General features: G+C 59.6%; 21 protein-coding genes. 20 read left to right on the plus strand and 1 reads right to left on the minus strand.

Annotated elements, in window-relative coordinates; genetic code table 11:
• Nucleotides 1–18: 18 nt before the first annotated feature.
• From PWP93_RS15665 to PWP93_RS15735, 15 genes are all read left to right on the plus strand, one after another.
• Complete coding sequence (locus tag PWP93_RS15665) at nucleotides 19–915, plus strand: alpha/beta fold hydrolase (protein ID WP_421028857.1); 897 nt, start codon at nucleotides 19–21, stop codon at nucleotides 913–915.
• On the plus strand, nucleotides 912–1,766 hold the full coding sequence (locus PWP93_RS15670; RefSeq protein ID WP_421028856.1) for an IclR family transcriptional regulator: 855 nt from the start codon (nucleotides 912–914) through the stop codon (nucleotides 1,764–1,766). The genes PWP93_RS15665 and PWP93_RS15670 overlap by 4 nt, the downstream gene beginning before the upstream one ends.
• Complete coding sequence (locus tag PWP93_RS15675) at nucleotides 1,763–2,560, plus strand: SDR family oxidoreductase (protein WP_421028855.1); 798 nt, start codon at nucleotides 1,763–1,765, stop codon at nucleotides 2,558–2,560. Before PWP93_RS15670 ends, PWP93_RS15675 begins: the two co-directional genes overlap by 4 nt.
• Nucleotides 2,553–4,220, plus strand: a complete 1,668-nt coding sequence (locus PWP93_RS15680; protein ID WP_421028854.1) for a thiamine pyrophosphate-binding protein — start codon at nucleotides 2,553–2,555, stop codon at nucleotides 4,218–4,220. The genes PWP93_RS15675 and PWP93_RS15680 overlap by 8 nt, the downstream gene beginning before the upstream one ends.
• Entirely contained in the window at nucleotides 4,213–5,034 is an 822-nt protein-coding gene (locus PWP93_RS15685; protein WP_421028853.1) for an aspartate dehydrogenase, read from the plus strand. Before PWP93_RS15680 ends, PWP93_RS15685 begins: the two co-directional genes overlap by 8 nt.
• An 89-nt stretch (nucleotides 5,035–5,123) precedes the next feature.
• A complete protein-coding gene (locus PWP93_RS15690; RefSeq protein WP_421028852.1) occupies nucleotides 5,124–6,614 on the plus strand; it encodes an aldehyde dehydrogenase in 1,491 nt (496 codons plus the stop codon).
• 18 nt (nucleotides 6,615–6,632) lie between these two features.
• Complete coding sequence (locus PWP93_RS15695) at nucleotides 6,633–7,595, plus strand: VOC family protein (protein ID WP_421028851.1); 963 nt, start codon at nucleotides 6,633–6,635, stop codon at nucleotides 7,593–7,595.
• Entirely contained in the window at nucleotides 7,592–8,836 is a 1,245-nt protein-coding gene (locus tag PWP93_RS15700) for an NAD(P)/FAD-dependent oxidoreductase (protein WP_421028850.1), read from the plus strand. The genes PWP93_RS15695 and PWP93_RS15700 overlap by 4 nt, the downstream gene beginning before the upstream one ends.
• A gap of 22 nt (nucleotides 8,837–8,858) precedes the next feature.
• Complete coding sequence (gene kynB, locus PWP93_RS15705) at nucleotides 8,859–9,500, plus strand: arylformamidase (RefSeq protein WP_421028849.1); 642 nt, start codon at nucleotides 8,859–8,861, stop codon at nucleotides 9,498–9,500.
• Between the two features lie 43 nt (nucleotides 9,501–9,543).
• A complete protein-coding gene (gene kynA, locus PWP93_RS15710; RefSeq protein ID WP_421028848.1) occupies nucleotides 9,544–10,413 on the plus strand; it encodes a tryptophan 2,3-dioxygenase in 870 nt (289 codons plus the stop codon).
• 53 nt (nucleotides 10,414–10,466) lie between these two features.
• Nucleotides 10,467–11,681, plus strand: coding sequence for an aromatic amino acid transaminase (locus PWP93_RS15715; RefSeq protein ID WP_421028847.1), 1,215 nt, complete (start codon nucleotides 10,467–10,469; stop codon nucleotides 11,679–11,681).
• A gap of 54 nt (nucleotides 11,682–11,735) precedes the next feature.
• Nucleotides 11,736–12,122, plus strand: coding sequence for a RidA family protein (locus PWP93_RS15720; protein ID WP_421028846.1), 387 nt, complete (start codon nucleotides 11,736–11,738; stop codon nucleotides 12,120–12,122).
• A gap of 486 nt (nucleotides 12,123–12,608) precedes the next feature.
• Entirely contained in the window at nucleotides 12,609–12,947 is a 339-nt protein-coding gene (locus PWP93_RS15725) for a hypothetical protein (protein WP_421028845.1), read from the plus strand.
• Between the two features lie 33 nt (nucleotides 12,948–12,980).
• A complete protein-coding gene (locus PWP93_RS15730; RefSeq protein ID WP_421028844.1) occupies nucleotides 12,981–14,315 on the plus strand; it encodes an NAD(P)/FAD-dependent oxidoreductase in 1,335 nt (444 codons plus the stop codon).
• 29 nt (nucleotides 14,316–14,344) lie between these two features.
• On the plus strand, nucleotides 14,345–15,682 hold the full coding sequence (locus PWP93_RS15735) for a spinster family MFS transporter (protein WP_421028843.1): 1,338 nt from the start codon (nucleotides 14,345–14,347) through the stop codon (nucleotides 15,680–15,682).
• Between the two features lie 328 nt (nucleotides 15,683–16,010).
• On the opposite strand, the gene PWP93_RS15740 is transcribed toward PWP93_RS15735, so the two are convergent.
• On the minus strand, nucleotides 16,011–16,280 hold the full coding sequence (locus PWP93_RS15740; protein WP_421028842.1) for a hypothetical protein: 270 nt from the start codon (nucleotides 16,278–16,280) through the stop codon (nucleotides 16,011–16,013).
• Between the two features lie 550 nt (nucleotides 16,281–16,830).
• Here PWP93_RS15740 and PWP93_RS15745 point away from each other — a divergent pair.
• The 5 genes from PWP93_RS15745 (at nucleotide 16,831) to PWP93_RS15765 (ending at nucleotide 22,767) form a co-directional block, all read left to right on the plus strand.
• Nucleotides 16,831–18,081 carry an aromatic ring-hydroxylating oxygenase subunit alpha gene (locus PWP93_RS15745; protein WP_421028841.1) on the plus strand — a complete coding sequence of 417 codons (1,251 nt, stop codon included), beginning with the start codon at nucleotides 16,831–16,833 and terminating at the stop codon, nucleotides 18,079–18,081.
• Nucleotides 18,082–18,624: 543 nt separating this feature from the next.
• On the plus strand, nucleotides 18,625–19,689 hold the full coding sequence (locus PWP93_RS15750; RefSeq protein ID WP_421028840.1) for a glycine betaine ABC transporter substrate-binding protein: 1,065 nt from the start codon (nucleotides 18,625–18,627) through the stop codon (nucleotides 19,687–19,689).
• A 130-nt stretch (nucleotides 19,690–19,819) separates the two neighbouring features.
• On the plus strand, nucleotides 19,820–20,683 hold the full coding sequence (locus PWP93_RS15755) for an ABC transporter permease (protein WP_421028839.1): 864 nt from the start codon (nucleotides 19,820–19,822) through the stop codon (nucleotides 20,681–20,683).
• Between the two features lie 4 nt (nucleotides 20,684–20,687).
• The gene (locus tag PWP93_RS15760; protein WP_421028838.1) at nucleotides 20,688–21,671 is read left to right on the plus strand and encodes a quaternary amine ABC transporter ATP-binding protein; all 984 of its coding nucleotides are present in this window, start codon (nucleotides 20,688–20,690) and stop codon (nucleotides 21,669–21,671) included.
• A gap of 217 nt (nucleotides 21,672–21,888) precedes the next feature.
• Complete coding sequence (locus PWP93_RS15765; RefSeq protein ID WP_421028837.1) at nucleotides 21,889–22,767, plus strand: IS5 family transposase; 879 nt, start codon at nucleotides 21,889–21,891, stop codon at nucleotides 22,765–22,767.
• Nucleotides 22,768–22,982 lie beyond the last annotated feature (215 nt).

Genomic DNA, 22,982 nt, shown 5'->3' on the forward strand with positions numbered 1-22,982 from the left:
GGCGAGTCGGGCGAAGCTATGAGTGTCATCGATAAACGGGAACGCGACTGTGCCGCGGAGTTCACAGCGCTGCTCGAGCAGTTTCCCGAGCAACGCTGTGCAACTGGCGTGGCTGGCACGATCGGCTACCGTGAGGCCGGCGCTGAGCATGCTGATCACGCGTTCCCCGTCGTGCTGTTGCATGGGATCGGCTCGGGTGCCGCATCCTGGGTGCGCCAGCTCGACGCGCTCGGCGCTTCGCGGCGCGTGCTCGCGTGGGATGCGCCCGGTTACGGCGTTTCGACGCCCGTGCATGGCGCGTCACCCGCCGCCTCCCAGTACGCAGCATCGCTGAACGCGTGGCTCGAGGCACTCAGCATCGAACGCTGTGTGCTGGTCGGGCATTCACTCGGTGCGATCGTTGCGGGCGCTTTCGCCCGCGCGACGCCTGGGCGGATCGCCGGGCTGCTGCTTATCTCGCCCGCGGGTGGCTATGGCAGTTCGCCAGCCGCAACGCGCGAGTCCCGCCGCGACGCGCGGCTAGCGATGCTCGCTGAGCTTGGACCGGCCGGGCTTGCGGAGCAGCGCAGCGGCAACATGCTGTCGCCCTTCGCGAAAGAGGATGCACGTGCATGGGTGCGCTGGAACATGGCGCGCATTGTGCCCGCCGGCTACGCGCAGGCGACGCACTTGCTTGCCAATGCTGATCTCGCATCCGAACTTGAGGGCTTCTGCGGCCATATAGCGGTGGCCGTCGGGGCGAACGATGCAATCACGCCGCCCACCGAATGCCAGCGAATCGCAGCCGCCGCACACATCGAACTGCAGGTGATTGCACAGGCCGGGCACGCAGGCTACGTCGAAGCGCCTGGCCCGTATTCCAAGCTGATCGGGTCGTTTTGCCGCCAGTGCGACACACAACGGAGCGCGGCATGAGCGAACCGTTGAGGGAAGAGGTCGCGGTTGGAAAAAGCGAGGCGAACTATCTAGTGCCGGGTCTTGAGCGAGGTCTGCGGATTCTCACTGAATTTTCACCACGCGAACCCGTGCTCGGTGCGCCGGAGTTATCGAAGCGACTTGATATTCCACGCACAACGGTATTTCGTCTGCTGCAGACACTCGAATCGCTGGGCTTTATCGAGCGCATCGACAGGGAGCGCAACTACAAGCTGGGGATAGCAGTGTTGCGGCTCGGGTTCGAGTACCTGAGTTCGCTCGAGCTGACCGATCTCGGCCTGCCCGTGATCGAGAGCCTGCGCGACTCGACTGGCTTTACGACGCATATCGTCGTGCGTGACGGCCGGGAGGTGGTCTTCGTAGCGAAGGCGCAAAGCCACGCTCCGGGTTTTGGCTCGATCTGGGTAAACGTTGGCACGCGGCTGCCAGCGCATGCGTCAACGCATGGTCATGTGCTCATGGGCGACCTGTCACTGAAGGAATTGCGAGTCTTGTATCCCGAGGGACAACTCGAACGCCTGACGAAGGCGACACCGGAGACCGTAGATACTTTGTTTGATGTGGTGAGCGGACACGCGCTGCGCGGTTATGCGCTTGGGAATTCGGCATTTGAACAAGGTATTTCAGTCGTCACAGCGCCGGTACGCAACCACACGCAGCGGGTCGTTGCATGTATCACGGTGACGGTACCGCGCCCTGAGATCGACTCGACACTGATCGAGGACGGCCTGATCGACAAGGTACAAAGCGCAGCGGCGGAACTGTCGCGGCGGCTCAACTACCGCTCGGATAGCGGGCACACGTTTCTTAAAGCTTTGGGACTGAGATGATAGAGATCGATTTGAGCGGCCGGGTCGCGGTCGTCACGGGCGGCTCGTCCGGCATCGGGCTCGCGACGGCTGAACTGCTTCTGCAGGCGGGCGCGTCGGTCGCCATTTGCGGCCGGGATGGCGAGCGTCTTGCGCGGGCTGAAGCCCTGCTGCGCGACAGCTTTCCGGACGGACAGTTGCTTGCCGCACGCTGCGACGTGCTCGATGAGTGCGATGTCGCTGACTTCGCACAGGCCGTGTCTACGCGCTTCGGCCACGCTGAGATGCTGATTAACAACGCTGGTCAGGGCCGCGTGTCGACGTTCGCCGACACGAACGACGACGCATGGCGGGAAGAACTGAATCTGAAGTATTTCAGCATCATCCGGCCGACGCGCGCATTCCTGCCGATGCTGCGAGACACGCCCGAACCCACGATTACCTGCGTCAACTCGCTCCTGGCATTGCAGCCGGAGCCACATATGGTCGCGACCTCCTCGGCGCGTGCCGGGGTGCTGAGCCTCGTGAAATCACTCGCGACCGAACTTGCGCCGCAGCGCATTCGCGTCAATTCGATCCTGATTGGCATCGTCGAGTCAGGTCAATGGCGCCGCCGCTACGAAACACAGGCGCAGCCCGGGGAAAGCTGGGACGACTGGACGAGCGCGCTCGCACGCAAGAAGAACATTCCGCTCGGCCGCTTCGGCCGTCCTGAAGAAGCCGCACAGGCGCTCTTTTATCTCGCTACACCCTTGTCGTCGTATACGACGGGAAGCCACATTGATGTTTCCGGAGGCGTTGCACGTCATGTCTAACAAAACCACCGTCGGCGAACTGATCGCCGCTTTTCTTGAGCAGTGCGGCGTCAAGACCGCTTTCGGCGTGATCTCGATTCATAACATGCCGATCCTCGACGCGATCAACACGCGCGGCAAGATCCGCTACGTTGGCGCACGCGGTGAAGCGGGCGCGCTAAATATGGCCGACGGTCTCGCACGCGTGTCGGGCGGATTGGGCATCGCTTTCACGAGCACGGGCACGGCGGCCGGCAACGCCGCAGGTGCGATGGTGGAGGCGCTGACGGCCGGCACCGCGTTGCTGCACATTACCGGCCAGATCGAGACGCCGTATCTGGATCAGGACCTCGCGTATATCCACGAAGCGCCCGACCAATTGACGATGTTGAGCGCAATTTCGAAGGCTGCATTTCGTGTGCGCTCGGTCGAAACGGCGCTTGCGACTGTGCGTGAAGCTGCACGTGTTGCACAGACGGCGCCGAGCGGTCCCGTCAGCGTCGAAATTCCGATCGATATTCAGGCGGCAGAAGTGGAGTGGCCGGCCGACATGACCGCGCCGCACATCACCGCGCTCACGCACGACGTAAAGCGTGTTGAGCAACTCGCCGACGAACTCTCGAAGGCGAAGCGTCCGTTGCTGTGGCTCGGCGGCGGCAGCCGTCATGCGCGCGCGCAGGTCGAGCGTCTCGTCAAGCTCGGCTTTGCCATCGTGACGAGCGTGCAGGGCCGCGGCGTGTTGCCCGAAGATCATCCCGCGACGTTAGGCGCGTTCAACGTGCAGCCGGCCGTCGAGAAGTTCTACAAGACCTGCGACGCGCTGCTCGTGGTTGGCTCGCGTCTGCGCGGCAACGAAACGCTCAAGTACAAGCTCGCACTGCCGCAACCGCTGTTCCGTGTCGATGCCGATGCGCTTGCCGACAACCGCGGCTATCGCAACGAACTCTTTATTCACGGCGATGCGGCTGCTGTGCTCGATCAACTTGCGACGCTCCTCGAAGGCCGCATGAAGATCGATCCGGCTTTTGCCGACGATCTCGCAGCGACGCGCGAAGTTGCCGTCGCTGAAACGGGCAAGGGGCTCGGTCCGTACAAGCGTCTCGTCGACGTCCTGCAACAAGCAGTGGGCCGCGACTATAACTGGGTTCGCGACGTGACCATCTCGAATAGCACGTGGGGTAACCGCATGCTGAAGATTTTCCAGCCGCGCGCGGGCGTGCATGCGCTGGGAGGCGGCATCGGCCAAGGCATCCAGATGGCGATTGGTGCGGCGCTCGCGGATGTGGCCGAGAAAACGGTGTGCCTCGTCGGCGACGGCGGCCTGATGGTCAATGTCGGCGAACTGGTGACGGCCGTCCAGGAAAACGCGAACGTGATGATCGTGCTGATGAATGATCAGTGCTATGGCGTAATCCGCAACATCCAGGATGCCCAGTACGGCGGTCGCCGCTGCTACGTGCAACTGCATCAGCCGGATTTCGCACAATTCTGTGCGAGCTTCGGCCTCACGCACTATCGCATCACGTCGCTCGGCGACGCCGACGAGATCATTCGCGAAGGCATGTCGAAGTCGGGCCCGGTGATGGTCGAAGTGGACATGTTGTCGGTCGGCTCCTTTGCATCCGCGTTCGCCGGCCCTCCCGTGAAGAAAGAAACGCCCGAGGAGCACAAGTATGCATAACTCACATGCCCATGCACCGGTCGATATTGCGATGATTGGCTTTGGCGCAATTGGCGCGACCGTCTATCGGACAGTCGAACAAGACGCGGCGCTTCGCATCGCACACGTGATTGTCCCTGAGGAGCAATGGTCTGCCGTGCGCGAAGCGGTTGGCGATGGTGTCGAAGTCGTGTCGTCGGTCGATGCACTCGCGCGTCGCCCCGAGTTCGTACTCGAATGCGCAGGTCACGGTGCGCTCCTCGATCATGTCGTGCCGTTGCTCAGGTCGGGCATCGACTGCGCTGTCGCCTCTATCGGTGCGCTGTCGGATCTTGCGCTTTTCGAGGCACTGTCGAAGGCGGCCGACGAGGGCGACGCAAGGGTGACGCTGCTATCCGGCGCGATCGGCGGGATCGACGCGCTCGCTGCTGCGAAGCAGGGAGGGCTTGACGAAGTGCTATATGCAGGCCGCAAGCCGCCGCTCGGCTGGCTCGGTACACCAGCTGAGGATCTGTGCGACCTGCGCGCGATGACCCAGGAGAGGGTGATTTTCGAAGGCACTGCGCGCGATGCTGCGCGACTATATCCGAAGAACGCGAACGTCGCGGCGACGGTCGCGCTCGCGGGCCTCGGCCTCGACGCGACGCGCGTGCGTCTGATCGCCGATCCCGCCGTCGAACGCAACGTGCACAGGATCACCGCACGCGGCGCATTCGGGGAGATGTCACTCGAAATGAGCGGCATGCCGCTGCCCGATAACCCCAAGACTTCCGCCTTGACGGCCTTCAGCGCGATCCGCGCGCTGCGCAACCGCGCGGCTCGCTGCGTGATCTGACCGGGCAATTCAGGCAATTCACGCAATTGAACGCCCACCTGCGCGATGGCGGGGTGGGCGCGCAGAGACAGACTTGTAGGACCTCTGAAATGAGTCAATTCGATACGAGCCTTGTACCCAACGGCGACATCCTTATCGGCGGCGAGTGGCGGCGTGGTCGTGGCGCGCCTTACGCAAGCATCTATCCGGCCGACCAGTCGCTGAACATGGAAGTCTCGACGGCGAATGCGCAAGACGCGTCCGAAGCCGTCGAGGCCGCCGACGCGGCCTGGCGCCACGCAGGCTGGGCCGAGCTGAAGCCGCACCAGCGCGCGCTGGTGCTCTACCGCATCGCGGATCTCATCATGCAGCACCACGAAGCGCTGGCGAACCTGCAGCGGCGCGACAACGGCAAGCCTATCGCCGAAACGCGCGTGCTGGTGGCGAGCGCGGCGAACACGTTCCGCTATTACGCGGCGTGCCTGGAAACGCTCGACGAAGAACTGACGCCGTCGCGCGGCGACTACCTGACGATGAGCGTCTACGAGCCGATCGGCGTGGTCGCGGCAATCACGCCGTGGAACTCGCCAATCGCCTCCGACGCGCAGAAACTCGCGCCCGCGCTCGCGGGCGGTAACGCGGTGGTCCTCAAGCCGGCGGAAGTCACGCCACTCGCGTCGCTTGCGCTCGCGCGCATCTGCGAGGAGGCCGGCGTGCCGAAAGGCGTGCTTAGCGTGCTGCCAGGAAAGGGCTCGGTGATCGGCGACGTGCTCGTGCGTCACCCGCTCGTGAAGAAGGTGTCGTTTACCGGCGGCACCGACGTGGGCCGCGGCATCGCGCGCATCGCGGCTGAGAAGCTGATGCCGGTGTCGCTCGAACTCGGCGGCAAGTCGCCGACTATCGTGTTCGACGACGCCGATATCGATCACGCGGTCAACGGCGTGTTGTACGGAATCTTCAGCTCGTCGGGCGAGGCGTGCATCGCGGGTTCACGGCTGTTCGTGCAGCGCTCGATCTACGACGCGTTCATGCGGCGTCTGGTGGAGGGCGCGCGCAAGCTGCGCGTGGGCGACCCGACGCGGCCCGACACGCAGATGGGGCCGCTGATCACGGCCAGGCATCGCGAATCGGTGGAGCGCTACGTGGCGCTCGGCCTCGAGGAAGGCGGGCGACTGTTGTGCGGCGGCGAACGCCCGTCGGGCGACGGGCGCGAGAACGGCTTCTTCTACCAGCCGACGATTCTTGAAGGATTGCCGAACAGCGCGCGCATCTGCCAGGAAGAAATCTTCGGGCCGGTGCTGGTCGCGATGCAGTTCGACGACGAAGCGTCGCTGATCGCGCAGGCGAACGACAGCGCGTTCGGTCTTGCCGCCGGCATCTGGACGCGCGACTACAAGCGCGCGTGGCGCACCGCGCGTGCGCTCGAAACGGGCACCGTGTGGATCAACACGTACAAGCTGTTTTCGATCTCCACTCCGTTCTCGGGCTGGAAGGAGAGCGGGATGGGCCGTGAGAAGGGGCGTCTGGGCATCCGCGAATACATGCAGCAGAAGAGCCTCTACTGGGGCTTGAACGACGCGCCGCTGCCGTGGGCGAATTGAGCGAAGGGGAATGACGCAATGAGCATCTTGGGTATCGAGCAGATCACGTACGGCGTCGACGACCTCGCGACGTGCCGGGATTTTTTCGCCGACTGGGGGTTGAAGGAAGTAGCTCACGACGATATGTGCGCACGCTTCGAGACGATGAACGGTTGCACCGTGCTGGTCGTCAAGGCCGACGATCCGTCGCTGCCGCCCGCGTTCGAAGCGGGCCCGACGTTGCGCGAAGTCACGTGGGGCGTTGCGACTCCGCAGGAAGTCGACGCGCTGCGCACGAAGCTGGCTGGCCAGCCCGGCTATTACGCACAGGACAACGCGGTCGGCTGCATCGATCCGAACGGGATGGCGATCCGCATCGAAGTGACGCGCAAGCGCGCGCTCGACATCACCGGCTCGCCGTCGAACGTGTGGGGCCAGACGGTGCGCGTCGATCAGCCGAGTCCGATCTATGCGCGCGCCGAGCCGGTCGAGGTCGGCCACGTCGTGTTCTTCACGAACTGCCTCGACACACAGGAAAAGTTCTATCACGAGTTGCTCGGCTTCGAGACGTCGGATCGTTACCCGGGCCGCGGCGCGTTCATGCGCTGCGCGCCGCATGGCGGCCACCACGACCTGTTCCTGCTTGCGCTACCGAATGGCAAGCGCGGCTTGAACCACGTCGCGTTCACCGTACGTGACATCCATGAGGTGTTCGGCGGCGGCATGCACATCGACCGCTGCGGCTGGCAAACGCAGCTCGGACCGGGACGTCATCCGGTGTCGTCTGCGTACTTCTGGTACTTCCATAATCCCGCTGGCGCGCTGATCGAGTACTACGCGGACGAAGACGTGCTGACGCCCGATTGGTTACCGCGCGAATTCGAGCCGGGCCCGACAGTGTTCGCCGAATGGGCGGTCGACGGCGGTCTCGACGGAAGCACGCGTCGGCAGAAGAATGCGAAGGCGCCGGAAGGCAAGTTCATGACGGAGCGCAAATCATGAGCGAATCGAACATGCAACAGGCCGCGCGCGGCACGGTTGTCGTGATCGGTGGCGGTCAGGCCGCCGGCTGGGTGCTGAAGACGCTGCGCGCGGAAGGTTTCGCGGGTCGCCTCGTGATGATTGCCGACGAGCCGCACCCGCCGTACGAGCGTCCGCCACTGTCGAAGGCCGTGCTTGCCGGAGACGCAAATATCGACACCCTATGCGTCGTGCGCCCCGACGAGTTCGACGCGCTGAAGGTCGAGGCGTGGCAGCCGGAACGTGCAGCATCGATCGACCGCGCGCGCCGCGTGGTGAAAACTGAAAGCGGCCGCGAGATCGAATACGACCGGCTGGTGATCGCGACCGGCGGGACGTCGCGCCGCCTGCCCGACGCAATCGTGAAGACCCCGAAACTGCACTACCTGCGCACTCTTGACGAAGCGGCCGCGCTTGGCGAGAAACTGCGCGCGAGCCGGCGCGTGCTCGTCATTGGCGGCGGCTGGATCGGCCTCGAAGTCGCTGCGGCCGCGCGCAAGCTCGGCGTCGAGGCTATCGTCGTGGAAGGCGCGCCGCGGCTGTGCGGACGCTCGGTGCCGCAGGTCGTGTCGGATTTTCTGCTCAACCTTCACCGCGAAAACGGAGTCGACGTGCATCTGGGCGCTTCGCTCGCGTCACTCGATGTGCAACCGGGCGACACATCGCAGGTGCGTGCAACGCTCGCCGACGGCACGACGATTGACGCTGATTTTGCGGTGGCCGGAATCGGTCTCGCGCTGAATGCGTCGCTCGCAAGCGACGCGGGGCTTGAGGTTGCCGACGGTATTGTTGTTGACGAATGTGGCGTAACGAGCGACCCGGCTATCTTCGCGTGCGGCGACGTCGCGAACCATCACAACGGCTGGCTGAAGCGGCGCGTGCGGCTCGAATCGTGGGCGAACGCGCAGAACCAGGCAATCGCGGCCGCGAAGGCCGTGCTTGGCGTGCATGCACCGTATGCGGAAATTCCGTGGTTCTGGTCCGATCAGTACGACGTGAACCTGCAGATTCTGGGCGATCTTCAGGCCGACGCGGACATTGTCGTGCGCGGCGACCTCGCTGCGAAGCGTGCGACGCTATTTTTTCGCGGAAACGATGAGCAGTTAAGAGGGGTCATCGCCATCAACAATGCGCGGGAACTGAAGCTCGCGCGAAAGTGGATGAGTCAGGGACGCGCCATGGACCGGGCCGCCCTTATGGACTCGGCGAAGGCGCTGTCATGACAGCGGACATGGAGAATGTGTGATGGCAACGCGCACGGAAAAAATCATTGATATCAGCCCGGCGATCCAGACTGGTATGCCTGTTTGGCCCGGGGACACCGAATTCCAGGAGTCCGTGGTTTGGAGCATGGAAAGCGGAAGCCCTGTGAATGTCGGCAGATTTACGATGTCGCCACATACCGGCGCGCACACCGATGCGCCGAGGCACTATCACGCTGAAGGTGCATGCATCGGAGAGGTAGAGCTTTCTCCTTATATTGGCCCTTGTCGTGTTATCCGGGTGCCGTCAGGAAAAGCGTCAATCACGCCGGATGATCTTGTGAGTATTGGAAACGAAATTCCCGAGCGGGTACTTATTCGAACGTACCAAAAGGTGGCGGCCCGATCCTGGGATTCAGATTTCACAGCCATCGCCCCCGAGACGATAGAGCACCTGGCATTGCGTGGGGTCAAGCTGATTGGTGTCGACACACCTTCTCTCGACCCCGAAGCGTCCAAAGAAATGTTGGCGCATAACCAGGTATTGCGCTTCGACATGCGAATTCTCGAGGGACTTGTTCTCGATGATGTTCCAGACGGAATCTATGAGCTTGTTGCTCTTCCGCTGAAATTTTCCAATCTCGATGCGAGTCCTGTGCGAGCCATTCTAAGAACATTGAATTGATGATCCCGGACTTCTGGATTTCAATATCTGACGGAGCATACAAATGAGTTGCCCATTCTCAGCAAATCAGTCTGGCACAGAATCTGCTGTCGAAAAATCATGGCACGACGCACAGCTGGATTTTTCAAAGTCCATGAGCTATGGCGATTACCTTCACATCGATGAAGTTCTCAGCGCTCAGCATCCGCTCTCTCCCGATCACAACGAGATGCTGTTTATCGTTCAGCATCAGACGTCCGAGTTGTGGATGCAACTCATGTTGCATGAGTTGCGTGCTTCAAGAATCGGTGTTCGCAGCGATGAACTTCAGCCCGTGTTCAAAATGCTCGCGCGTGTCTCCCGGATCATGGATCAGCTGGTCCAGGCCTGGAGCGTTCTCGCGACCATGACGCCTCCGGAATACACGGCGATGAGGCCTTATCTCGGCTTGTCGTCGGGCTTCCAGTCCTATCAGTACAGGGAGATCGAGTTCATCCTGGGCAACAAGAACGCAACGATGCTGCGCCCCCATGAGCATCGTCCCGAAAGTCTCGGGCTCCTCCAGGAGGCGTTGGAAACGCCGTCCCTGTATGACGAGAGCATCAGGCTGCTGGCGCGCTCGGGCCTTTCTGTTGACCACGATCGACTCAACGCAGACTGGACCCAGCCTACACGTTACAACGCATCCGTTGCCGGAGCTTGGCTGCAGGTGTACCGCAATCCGCAGGAGTTCTGGAACCTGTATCAGTTGGCGGAAAAACTTGTGGACATCGAAGACTCGTTTCGGCAATGGCGTTTCCGGCATCTGACGACAGTCGAACGTGTCATTGGATTCAAGCGTGGAACGGGTGGTACGGAGGGCGTCGGGTATCTCCGCAAGATGCTGGATATCGTGCTGTTCCCCGAACTTTGGCAACTTCGGACCGAACTCTGATTCTCGCTTTCGCCCTCGCAGGCACACGCCAAAACTCAAACTGGATTACTGGAATGTTCAAGCACGTTGAAGCTTACCCTGGCGACCCGATTCTCTCGCTCATGGAAGCGTATTTAGCCGACAAGCGACCTGACAAAACCAACCTCGGTATCGGTCTTTACTATGATGAGGCGGGGAGAATTCCCGTTCTGGATTCCGTCAAGCATGCCGCTTCGATGCTCCAGGCTGCATCCAGGCCCCACACATACCTCCCGATGGAAGGTGACACGGCATACCGGGCAGCTGTCCAGGAAGTCATCTTCGGAAGAGATTCCGAAGCGGTGAAATCGGGACGTGTTGCGACGATTCATTCCGTTGGCGGCTCGGGTGCGATCCACATCGCGGCACGATTTCTAAAAGCCTGGCTGCCTGAAAGCGCCATATGGATCAGCAACCCCACATGGGATAACCACCGCGTACTGCTTGAGTCTGCAAAACTGACGGTTAACACCTATCCGTACTTCGATGTCGAGAAGAACTGCATCGATTTCGACGCGATGATCTCGACGCTCGATAGCCTGCCAGAGGGCAGCATTGTGCTGTTGCAGCCGTCATGTCACAACCCGACCGGAGCGGATCTGTCAGCAGAACAGTTCACGGATGTCATATACCTTTTGAAGCGCCGTAACCTTTTGCCGTTCGTCGATATGGCGTACCAGGGCTTCGGCGACGGGCTTGACGAAGATGCCGCCGCGATCCGTCGTATGGTCGAAGCTGGACTTCAGGTCATTGTGACCAATTCGTTTTCGAAGAACTTCTCGCTCTATGGTGAACGTGTGGGTGCGCTCTCGATCGTATGCTCCGATCCGCAGAACGCGTCGCGGGTGCTTGGCCAGCTCAAAGCGACGGTCAGACAGGTCTATTCCAGTCCTCCCGCATTTGGCGCTCAACTGGTCAGCACCATCCTGACCAATCCAGAGTTGTCGAGTCACTGGCAGTTGGAACTCGGGACAATGCGACGACGCATGAAGGAGATGCGACAAAAGCTGCGTTCGGATCTTGAAGCGCTGGCGCCGGATGTAGACGCGCGCTATCTGACGGATCAGCGCGGCATGTTCAGCTACACCGGGCTGACTTCTCAGGAAGTTGAGGTTTTGCGCGAGCACAAGTCGATCTACCTCGTTCAATCTGGCCGGATCTGTGTCGCGGGGTTGAACGATAACAACGTCGGTTACGTCGGCGAAGCCATTGCTGATGTTATCAAGCAGCGGGCTGCCGCATTGATCTGACAGCAGGGGACCAGCCGAGTCTGGTTCCTCCTTCAACACCTCTATTTTCCTTCCATGTTTCGCGAAACTATCGACACAGGTCTTCCTCAGTTGAATCAACCTTTTTCCTGGGCCACCAAAGCCGGCGGACTTCTTTTCACTGCGCACGGACCGGTGACAATGGACGGGAAAATTTGCGGTGCCGATATTGAGGAGCAGGCCAGATTGACTTTCTCAAATTTGCAGCGAGCTGTGGAAGCAGCTCAAGGAGTCATGCCGGATGTTGCACAGGTATTGATCTATATGAAAGACGCTGGCCATATGCCGACTATCGACCGGATTTATAGAGAGTTTTTTCAAATGCCTTATCCAAATCGGTCGAGCGTTGTTGTCAAGGATTTTGTTCATCCCGACATGCTGATCGAGATCGTTGCGTACGTGGGACTCAGTTCCCACGCCTGAGCGCATGTGCGCCTGCGGTCAGCTATCAGCGGCTGTAGCTACCACGACCGGGGCGCCGCGCTTCTGGTCGGTCTCACAATCGCAGACTCTCCGGCAGCATGGCAAGACGTCCGGACGAGGCACACACCCCGCGCTTTCCATTGCATAGGACGAACGAAAAAGGGGCCGGATATAAGAGCGGGCGCCATTTCTGTAGACAGAGCGTGCGCCATAATCCGGAGCATTCGCCCACTGTTGCGCAATTCGATCTGTGTGGAGGCGAGATAGCGGCTGGGGGTGTGCTGGGGGTGTATCTGGACGTTCGTCCGAATCACCCCTTCGGTTGGCAGGCAGTTTCCTGCCCGCAGGTGATCCCCCGGGCCCAGATAGGTTCACGCCCTCCATTCCACACATTTGTGCATGCTTTGCATGTGATATTTCCGCTTTCGTCGCTTTGTGGAGCCTTCCTAGAATGACGATTCCAATGGCTATATCCGTGATTTCCGTATGAATGATTCTGGAACTACTGCACTGACTCGTGCGGGTGATGCTGTGTGGGAAGTACGTGGCGGTGCGGAAGATACTGGCGGCGGCATCGCGTGGGCAGTGCAATCAGCCGGAAGCTCGCTGGCGTCGGGATTTGGTCGGCTGAAGGCCGGCCGGACACCCCCGAAGACGCTCGATTACGATGAAGTGATTCACGTGCTCAAGGGGACTTTCGGGGTGAGTTGCGACGGCGCACAGCTCGTTGCTCAGGCGGGCGACGTTCTGTCGCTTAGCCGGGGCTCGGTCGTCACCTATTCAGGCAGTGACGCAGAGTTCTTCTTCGTCGTAACGGCCGACTGACGCAGGTACAGAAACTCACAAACGGATTGCAGCATGAATGCTTCAGTATCATCGGAAAAACTGCTTCCTGCAGACGACAGGACGAATGGCTGGTCAGCGATCCTGCCCAAGCGCGTTCCTCGAGAGCCAGCACGAAAGGAAGCCAGCTTTGACTGGCTTGTGGTTGGAGCGGGATATGCTGGCCTGTCGGCAGCCAGACGGCTGGCGACCCTGAACCCATCGCATTCCATTGCACTCGTCGATGCGCAGGAGGTCGGAGAAGGCGCGCACGGTCGGAACGCCGGCTTTGCCATTGACCTTCCGCACAACAACGATCACGATCCCAACAACACAGCAAAAGGTCATCGATACATGCGACTGAGTCGCTATGGGATCGATTCCCTTGAAGAGTTGGTCCGGGTGAATGCGATAGATTGCCAGTGGAGCAAGAGCGGGCGCTATGACTGCGCAGTCTCGCCTGAAATCGCTCGTACACTTCTGGGCGCGACGGCGGCGGAGCTCGATGCACTGGACGAACCGTATGAAGTTTTGCGCGGCGACGCGCTCCACGAGCGCTTGGGCACTCGATACTACGATTCAGCGATCTATACGCCCGGTACAAGGCTCCTGAATCCGGCAGCCCTTTCGCGTGGTCTGGCCGACTCACTTCCTCCGAACGTGCATTTATTCGAGAACTCCCCGGTAATGGACCTCGAGTCCGGGTCGACGGTCGTAGCGACAATGCCCGGTGGCGTACGGTTCTCCGCGCGAAACGCGGTGCTTACGAACAATGCGTTCATCAATCGATTTAAGTATTTCGAAAGGAAACTGCTTCCGTTCGTCCTCTTTGCGAGCCTCTCGCGGCCTCTGACGCACGAGGAGCGAATCCAGCTTGGGGGTACCGTTGACTGGGGAGTTACACCGGCCCACGGTATTGCGGGGGCGACCATACGGTACACGAAGGACTTCCGCATCCTGTTCCGGTATGGGTTCCAGTTTGCACCGACGCTACGCTGCCCGGCATCGCTGCGTGAGCGCATGAAGCGTACTCACCAGGTGCTGTTCAAGGCCCGGTTTCCGATGCTGCAGCAGGTGTCACTCGAGCACTTTTGGGCGGGCTACCTTTCTCTGAGCCTGAATGGCGCTCCTGGCTGGGGTCAACTCTCAAAAAATATCTATGCTGCAGTGAATTGTAACGGCGTAGGGATCGCAAAACAGACCACAGCGGGAGCGCTTGTGGCTGAACTAGCCTGCGATACAGGACATCCCCTAATTGGTGACATGATGGACCTGGGTTCGCCCGACATGCTGCCGCGACGACCATTTCTGGATGTCGGCGTGAGAACCTATCTGGCCGCCCAAAAGTGGAAGGGCCGCTCTGAGAAGTAGCAGATACGAGAGTGAGAAAATACATAGACATGAAGAGCGAGACACATTATCAAACAGCAGTGACGGGAAGCGAAAGTGGCGCCACGAAATGGTGGGTGCTGTTTCTTCTTACGCTCGTCTACACCGTCAACATCGCGGACCGCTATGTGGTATCGACGCTGATCGAGCCCATCAAGCACGAGTTCAAGCTCTCCGATAGCGAAGTCGGCTTCATGACCGGAACGGCTATCGCGTTGTTCTACGTTACGCTAAGCCTGCCATTAGGTCTGCTTGCGGACCGCGTCAATCGCAAGCGCATGATCAGCGTTGCATTAGTTGTCTGGTCTGGCTTCACGGTCATGTGTGGCGCGAGCAGCAGTGCGCTGACATTCTTCCTCTCGCGGCTCGGCGTTGGTGTCGGTGAGGCAGGTTGTATGCCGTGTGCTGTTTCACTATTGGCAGACAAATTTGCTCCGTCGATGCGTGGCACGGCAATGAGCCTCTTCTCTGTTGGTGCTGCTGTAGGTGCGCTGATGGGATCGGCGGGAGGAGGATGGATCGCGGACCATCACGGATGGCGAGCAGTCCTGCTCGTGTTCGGATGTCTCGGCGTTCCACTGGCAATCATATTGATGCTTGGTTTTAGAGAGCCACGGCGCGGCGTGTTTGATAAGCCCGAACGCGAAGTGAACCGCGCGGGTCTCAAGGAAACCTTGCGCCACATTCGTGACTGTAAAGCGCTATTTCACGTAATAACCGGAACAACGGTTCTTACGTTTTGGGGATGGGGGCTAGTCTGGTGGACTCCGTCGTTTCTTGCCCGGAGTTTTCAGCTGAGTGTCGGCGACGCCGGCGAAATCCTTGGCGTGATTCACGGTGCCGGAGGGGGACTCGCAATGCTGTGTACCGCTTTGGTGCTGAGTCGGCCCCGTGCGCGGTCGGGTTGTTCCCAGGCAAAGCTCGTGGCGTTGGTCACTGCGTTGGCTACGGTACCCTCGTTCGTTGCCTACGCGTCGCCCTCACTTTCCTTAACCCACATTATGCTCTGGGTTTTCATACCCACGATTTACGTGTATATCGGTCCCTCCGCGTCCCTGGCCCAGAATCTCACGCCTGCGGCCATGCGGGGCCAGGTGGTCGGCATTATCGTGTTCGTCACGAATGTCGCGAATCTCGTCATCGCGCCGCAGGCTGTTGGATTTCTTTCGGACACCCTTGCAACACATGTGGCGAATCCCGCCGAGTCGCTCCGATATGTACTTGTGCTGGTATCCCTGACAGGTCTATGGGCAGCGTGGCATTTCTATCTGGCTGCGCGCCACATGCGTGCCGAGGAATCGGAAAGGGCGTCCGCGCAAATGCCCGGTGTGTCGGTACACGGCTCTTGAAGTGCTGGCGTCTCGATACATGGCAATCGTGGGTCGGGCGCGTCATTGGTATTCTCAACGACATACCCGGTGCGCGTCATCTGCTGTTGGCGAACTGACCAGCGTAAGCAGTGCGCGCATGTTCAGATGTCTCGCCGCTGGGCACCAAAATTTCTTCAGCAACACAGCTACTTCTGGCCCCGAAGCCGGACGATTGGCGGAGGGGCTTCCCGCCCCCCAGCATTGCTGGCCCGCGAATACATCCCGCCGATGACGATCTGCCTGGCCTCATCGAGGTCACGGTCACAGCATGCTTCCCGTCTGTCATTCTGAGGTTCGCGTCTCCCTTTCACCGTGCGGCCGGCGTGGCACAGGCAGATTGAATGGGACGCGCTTCGTTGGCTTCCTCGAACCGCACACCTGCGTCAAGCACCGACTTGCCCAGTTGTCTTTGCGCGAGGCGCGAAGCAATCGCCTTGCCGATAAAGATGACCCCGCACTCCTTCACGAATGTGGCGCTACGTTTGTGCAGCCAGACTTGCGGCACTTCAGTCTTACATGAAGCGTCGCGACATGCGGCATTTTTGCTGGCGCGCTGCGAGGTGGCGATGGCCGACACAATAGTGGCAAGGCGATGGGATGACCCAAGCGGATTGAACCAATCGTCAATGTGATTCGAATTGCAAATCAGTCTGCAAAGACGATGGGCACCTCGTCAAGGAGGTTCCCGAAGCATGAAACGATACACCAGCTATTCTGCTTGGAACGCCACGTGGGCTCCGGCCCGTAAAGAGTCATGGCGATAGTCCGCGGGCATGAGGCACTAACTCACGATTCGCGGCATTGGGAAGGGAATCGGGGGGCATACCTCGCGCCTGTCAGCCTCTTAGTGAAATAGTCTGACCGAAAATGACCAGCTTTCCATTTAGGGAATAACCCGAAGATTGTGTGCTTGCCAGTAGGCCGCCAATTGCGTCGGTCAGCCGTTTCCCTTGACGCAGCGGGGTAGTCCTCGACTGACGAACCGTGCATGCGATTTATCATGCAACGGACCAGAAATAGTCGTTTGTCTTCGTCTTTATGTCGTCATGAAATGCGCTCAGCGGCACGCCTGTGCCGCCGCGCCACCGGAAGAAGCGGCGCGCAACGAAAGATGCTCGGGACGCTCAATGTTCGACTCCTTGAAACTCAACTCACTGCTAGCCTCCTGTGTGCCCGGCCGCCCGTTACCCCAGGCGTTCTACAAGGACGAGGGTCTATTCGCCGCCGATATGGCGTTGATCTGGGAGCGCCACTGGTTATTTGCCGGGTTGTCGTGCGAGATCAAGCGGGCAGGGGACTGGTTCACTTTGAATGTCGGCGAGAGTTCGATCGTTGTGCTTCGCGATCGCGACGGCGCGATCCGGGCATTCTTCAACACGTGCCGTCATCGGGGTTCTCGAATCTGCGCAGGCGAGCGCGGATCATCGCGCATGCTGTCCTGCCCGTATCACCAGTGGACCTACGGACTCGACGGCAAGCTGGCGTTTGCCGGAAACATGGGCGAATCGTTCGACGCGTCGCAGCATGGGTTGAGGCCTGTCGCGTGCGAGATCGTGGCCGGATACATCTTCATCAATCTCGCTCGTGAACCACAAGACTTCACGTCATTCAGCCAGCGTGTTACGCCTTATCTTGCGCCGCATGGCATCGATAACGCAAAGGTCGCGTTCGAGTCGACCATTGTCGAGAAGGGCAACTGGAAGCTCGTGATCGAGAACAACCGGGAGTGCTATCACTGCACGGCAAACCACCCGGAACTGTTGCGCACGATTTCCGAGTACGACGGCCCGACCGACCCCCGTTACGGTAGCGACGGAGTGGTGTTCGCCGCGAAAACTGCACGTGATGAGGCGCGTTGGGCGGCCGCGGGCTTGCCGTATGCCCCGGTCGAAGAAGCTCCGGAATACCGGTTGATTCGGGCCGCAATGGAGCGCGGCTTGTCGTTCACGATGACGGGCGAACCGGCCTGCAGGCGGGTGATGGGAACATTGCCAGAGCAGGACGTGGGGTCCCTGCGTTTGCTCCGGTTCCCGAATACGTGGAATCACGCGCTCGGAGATCACGCGATCGCATTCCGTCTGTTACCGCTCGGTCCGCGCGAGACGCAGGTTACGACGAAGTGGCTCGTCCACGAGGATGCTGTCGAAGGCGTTGACTACGATCTCGAAACACTTACCGTAGTCTGGAAGGCCACAAACGCCCAGGATCAACGACTTGTCGAGACTAATCAGCTCGGCATCAATTCGGTGGGTTACGAGCCAGGCGAATATTCTTCGCTCGCCGAAAGCGGCGTGATCGCGTTTATCGACTGGTATCTCGGTGCGATGCGCGATGGCGTCGTGCGATCGAGTCCGACGCTTCCTGTCCGGGCTGCGTGATATGAGGATTGGCGTTCCTTGTTTCGTCGATGGGAGTCATATTGCGCAGGCTCCCGTCGAGAAACGACGATCGAGATTTCGGACGCCAACGGTCCGCCGTTTAGTGTCTCGTCGCGTAGTCAAGTCGACGGCGGAATGGCAAAACGGGTCGTCGATCTCGATAGCGGCACTTGTGGTTCGAATAGTCCCGGTCCGCACGGGCTTCGCCGAGTGTCTGACGAAGGTATGCAGCTACGTGCTTGCCTGCTGTTTGTTGTTCAGGTCGAACTGCGGAAGTTTACGGGACGGTCGCTCCGAAACTGCATGCGATTTTGCATGAGTGCCATCGCAGAATTTCGTTTGAGGCCGTTTTTTGTGCTCCATACGATGCCAGCAGTAGGGGGCGAAGTATTACCGGCCACCGTGGCCGCGCTTTGGCAGGGAAGGTGTCAGCGCGCTTTCCAACAGGCGTTTGACAATCATTAATGTACGTTCGCCCGGCCGCGCCGCTAGCAGCGGTAGGCGAAGCCGGGAATTCAGGTCAATCATCGGGCGGAGTGGAATATGTTCAAGCGAGTTCTCCCATTCAAAGTGGCGCGTGCAATTGCCGCGTGTGCGATCGGAGTGGTTGGGATGTTGGGTTCACAGGCGCATGCAGCCGATCTTTCGCATTCCTCATGGTGTGAGGCAGCCAAGCCAGTCAAGTTCGCGGAAATGGGCTGGGACAGCGCAAAATTTATGACCGAAGTGGTTCGATACGTTCTCGAGAAGGGCTACGGTTGCAAGACTGACCTGATGACTGCGACGAATGCCATCGCGTTGCAGGCAATTGCGACCGGTGACCTGAACGTGATGGTCGAGTATTGGGCTGGCCGTACCCCGGCATATGAGAAGGCGGCTCAGGACGGCCGGGTGAAGATCGTAGGCTCACTTGTCAACGGCGGGAGCGTGGAGGGCTACTACGTCCCGGATTATGTGATCAAAGGCGATGCTTCCCGGGGAATCAAGCCGCTTGCGCCGGATCTGAAGAGCGTTGCCGATTTGCCGCGTTACAAATCGGTGTTTGCCGATCCGGAAGATCCATCCCATGGCCGTCTGTATAACTGTCCGATCGGTTGGCAGTGCGAGTCCGACACCGAACAGAAAATGAAGGCTTACAAGATCGGCGCGGCCTACACAGATTTCCATCCGGGATCCGGGCCGGCACTTGATGCGGCGATCGAATCGGCCTACACGCGAGGCAAGCCGATTCTGTTCTACTACTGGGAGCCGTCGACCATCCTCGGTCGTTTCCACGCCGTCAAGCTGGAAGAGCCGGCGTACAACGGTGCCTGCTGGAAAACCATCAACGGAAGCAAGGATCCGAACCCGTGTGGTTCCGCTTCGCCTCCGACGTCTTTGCGCGTCGTTGTTTCGAATTCGCTGGCAGACGCCGATCCGGCGCTGATGTCGCTCTTCGAAAAGGTGCAGTTTTCTATGGGCGCATTGAACACCACCATTGCGCGAATGGCGACGGAGAAGGTCGATCCCCGCCAGGCTGCGGTCGACTTCCTGAACGCTAATCCTTCGATCGTCGCCAATTGGGTCCCGGCCGAAGCCGCGCAGAAGGTCGAGGCAAGTCTGAAGTGACGTGAAGTCCCGCAGCCGGATTGTGCTGCGGGTTTATTCGATCCGGCTCACGGACGGTCGTTGTGAAGCACGCACGCCGGCCTGCCGGATATCCGTCCGCGGGCGGAGCCTGACAGAGAAGGGAAATGGAGTGAACGGCATCTTTTATACGCTCGATCTGGGCGATACGATCAATCGATTTTTTACCGGCGTCGTCGCGCGGTATGGTGACGTGTTTCATCATGTGAGCGCGGTACTGCTGACGTACGCACTCAATCCGGTGGAGGCGATACTCAGGGCATGCCCCCCCTTTGTGGTCATCGCTGTCATTGGCGTAATGGCGTGGCTGGGTGCCCGCCGGATCGGCCTCGCGGTTCTGTTGATGGCACTGACCTACGTGATTGGTTGCCTCGGTCTATGGGACAAGTTGATGGCGACATGCGCGATCATGTTGGCGGCACTGATCCTGACGACAATCATCGGCATTCCGTTCGGGATTGCAATTTCTCGCAGCGCACTGCTCGCGCGCGTATTCAATCCGGTGCTAGACATGATGCAGACGTTGCCGTCGTTCGTGTACCTGATCCCGGTCGTGATGTTATTTGGTCTGGGCCGCGTGCCGGCGATCTTTGCAACGATGATTTACGCCCTCCCTCCACTTGTGCGACTTACCGATCTGGGCTTGCGTCAGGTACCGGAAGACGTTGTTGAGGCATCGCGTTCCTTCGGGGCGACGTCATGGCAGCAGCTCATCGCGGTAGAACTTCCGCTTGCAATGCCATCGATCATGACGGGTGTAAATCAGGCCGTGATGATGTCGCTCGCAATGGTCGTCATCGCCTCGATGATCGGTGCCCGTGGCCTGGGCGAGGACGTGCTGTCCGGCATCAACAACCTCGACATGGGGCAAGGTATCCTGGCCGGTGCCGCAATCGTCATTCTTGCCGTTGTGTTCGATCGCATCACCCAGTCTTTCGGCGTGGGCCAGCGTGCGCGCCGTCAAGTTCGGAAATGATCAGATGACACCTTATACCCTTTGCAATATGAGTTCGTCGCTCGAAGCGGATTCGCGCAGCGCCACTGACGTGCGGGAGGACGTTCGCGTCGAGACGGATGGGGCCCGTAGTGCTGTTGACAGCGGAGCGGATGTGCCTATTCTCGAGTTGCGCCACCTGTACAAAGTCTTCAGTCCTCACCGCGGCCGCATTGGGGAAGCGATCGCGCTGGCGCGTGCTGGTATGCCCAAAGATGAGATTCTGCAGCAGACCGGATCCAATGTTGCCGTGCGTGACGTTTCGCTGTCGATTCGCGAAGGCGAAATTTTCGTAATCATGGGGCTGTCGGGTTCCGGAAAGTCTACGCTCGTGCGTCATTTCAATCGGCTCATCGAACCCGATTCGGGGGAACTGCTGTTCCGTGGCACTGATGTTTTGCGTCTTGGCTCGCGCGCTTTGCGAGAGATGCGCAGATATCACATTGGCATGGTATTTCAGAGTTTCGCGCTACTTCCGCACAAGACGGTGCTCGAAAATGTGGTGTTCGGACGCTGGATCCGCGGCGACGAAAAAGCGGAGTCCGACAGTGTGGCGCGAGAATGGATTAACGGTCGGCTCGGACTCAAAGGATATGAGCGAAAATATCCAGACGAACTGTCGGGTGGTATGAGGCAGCGCGTCGGACTCGCCAGGGCGCTCGTATCCGAACCTGATGTGCTTCTGATGGACGAGGCATTCAGTGCGCTCGATCCATTGATTCGTGGCGAAATGCAGGACATTTTGCTGGAGATGCAGGCGGACCTGCGACGGACCATTGTGTTCATCACGCATGATCTGGACGAAGCGATGAAGATCGGTTCCAGGATCGCGATCATGAAAGATGGCGTCGTTATCCAGACAGGAACCCCGGAGGAAATCTGCAATGCCCCGGCAAACGACTACGTACGGCGTTTTGTCGAAGCACGCGGACAATCCTGCCATGCCATCGGTCGACGGTCGACTCAATGAGCGTGGCCAATAGAGGGGAATGGTCAACTGGTGACAAATTGGAGCACTCGCTATTGTTCGGATCGATCTGTGCGTGGCAGGCGTCTTAGCATCGTCGGGGTCAACTAATCTCCGCTTGCACAATGAGACCGCACCTAAGGAAGGTCTGCAAAAGTCCTGACGTTCACGCCCGGGTGAACTATCCTGGGATGAGGAAGGTTAGTTGAGGAGAGTCTTGATGACGCAATTGGGTCTTGGTCTGGATCTGTCAACGAAACGTACGCGCAAACGGGAATTTCTCGATGAGATGCGGCGCGTGGTGCCGTGGTCAAGGCTGATTGCGCTAATCGAGCCACACTATCCCGCCGGTAAAACCGGACAACCGCCGTTCCCGATTGCGACAATGCTGCAGATTCATATTATGCAGCAGTGGTTCGGTCTGTCGGACCCTGCGATGGAAGAAGCGCTATATGACGTACAGCTGTATCGCGATTTCGCCGGGCTCGACAGCGGCATGACGCGCTTGCCGGACGAGAGCACGATTCTTCGGTTCCGCCACCTGCTGGAAACTCACGGACTGGCAGCGCAAATGCTCACGCTGGTCAACGCAATCCTGGTGGAGAAAGGCTTGATGCTAAAAACTGGGTCAGTGGTCGATGCCACCTTGATTTCGGCCCCCAGTTCGACGAAGAACGACTCCGGTACACGTGACCCGGAAATGCACCAGACGAAGAAGGGCAATCAATGGTACTTCGGGATGAAAGCGCATATTGGCGTGGACACGGAGTCGGGCCTGGTTCACACGGTGATCGGCACGGCGGCCAACGTTCACGACATCAATGCAGCCGAAGCGTTGCTGCACGGCGATGAAACGGATGTGTACGCTGACGCCGGATATCAGGGTATCGAGAAGCGTTGCGAGGCTGACGCAGTGCGCTGGCATGTCGCGATGAGACTAGGCAGGCGCAGACAACTGGACCTACGTGTTCGTCTCAAGCGGCAGTTTGGCTACACAAAGACCCGGTATCGTGGCTTGATGAAGAACACCGCCCAGATCATGACGCTGTTCGCTCTGGGCAATCTGTGGATGGCGCGCCAAGCTCTGCGGAAAACCTGAAACACCTGAAGTTGGAAGCTCCGAGTCTCAGCGAGTGTCGCGTGGCACGACGCAAAGTCGCGCGATCAACATCCGAACAAATTCTCAACGCTTACACCCGCGCAAGAAGCAAAAGGTCGGCGCTCCGAAAAAAGGGTTATGCAGACCTTCCATAACTAATTTTAGATTTCGCCTTTTCTGGAAAGATATGAGTGGATGACGGCTCTTGCTGTAAA

This window comes from Paraburkholderia sp. A1RI-2L (genome assembly GCF_048957375.1).
Lineage (GTDB): Bacteria > Pseudomonadota > Gammaproteobacteria > Burkholderiales > Burkholderiaceae > Paraburkholderia.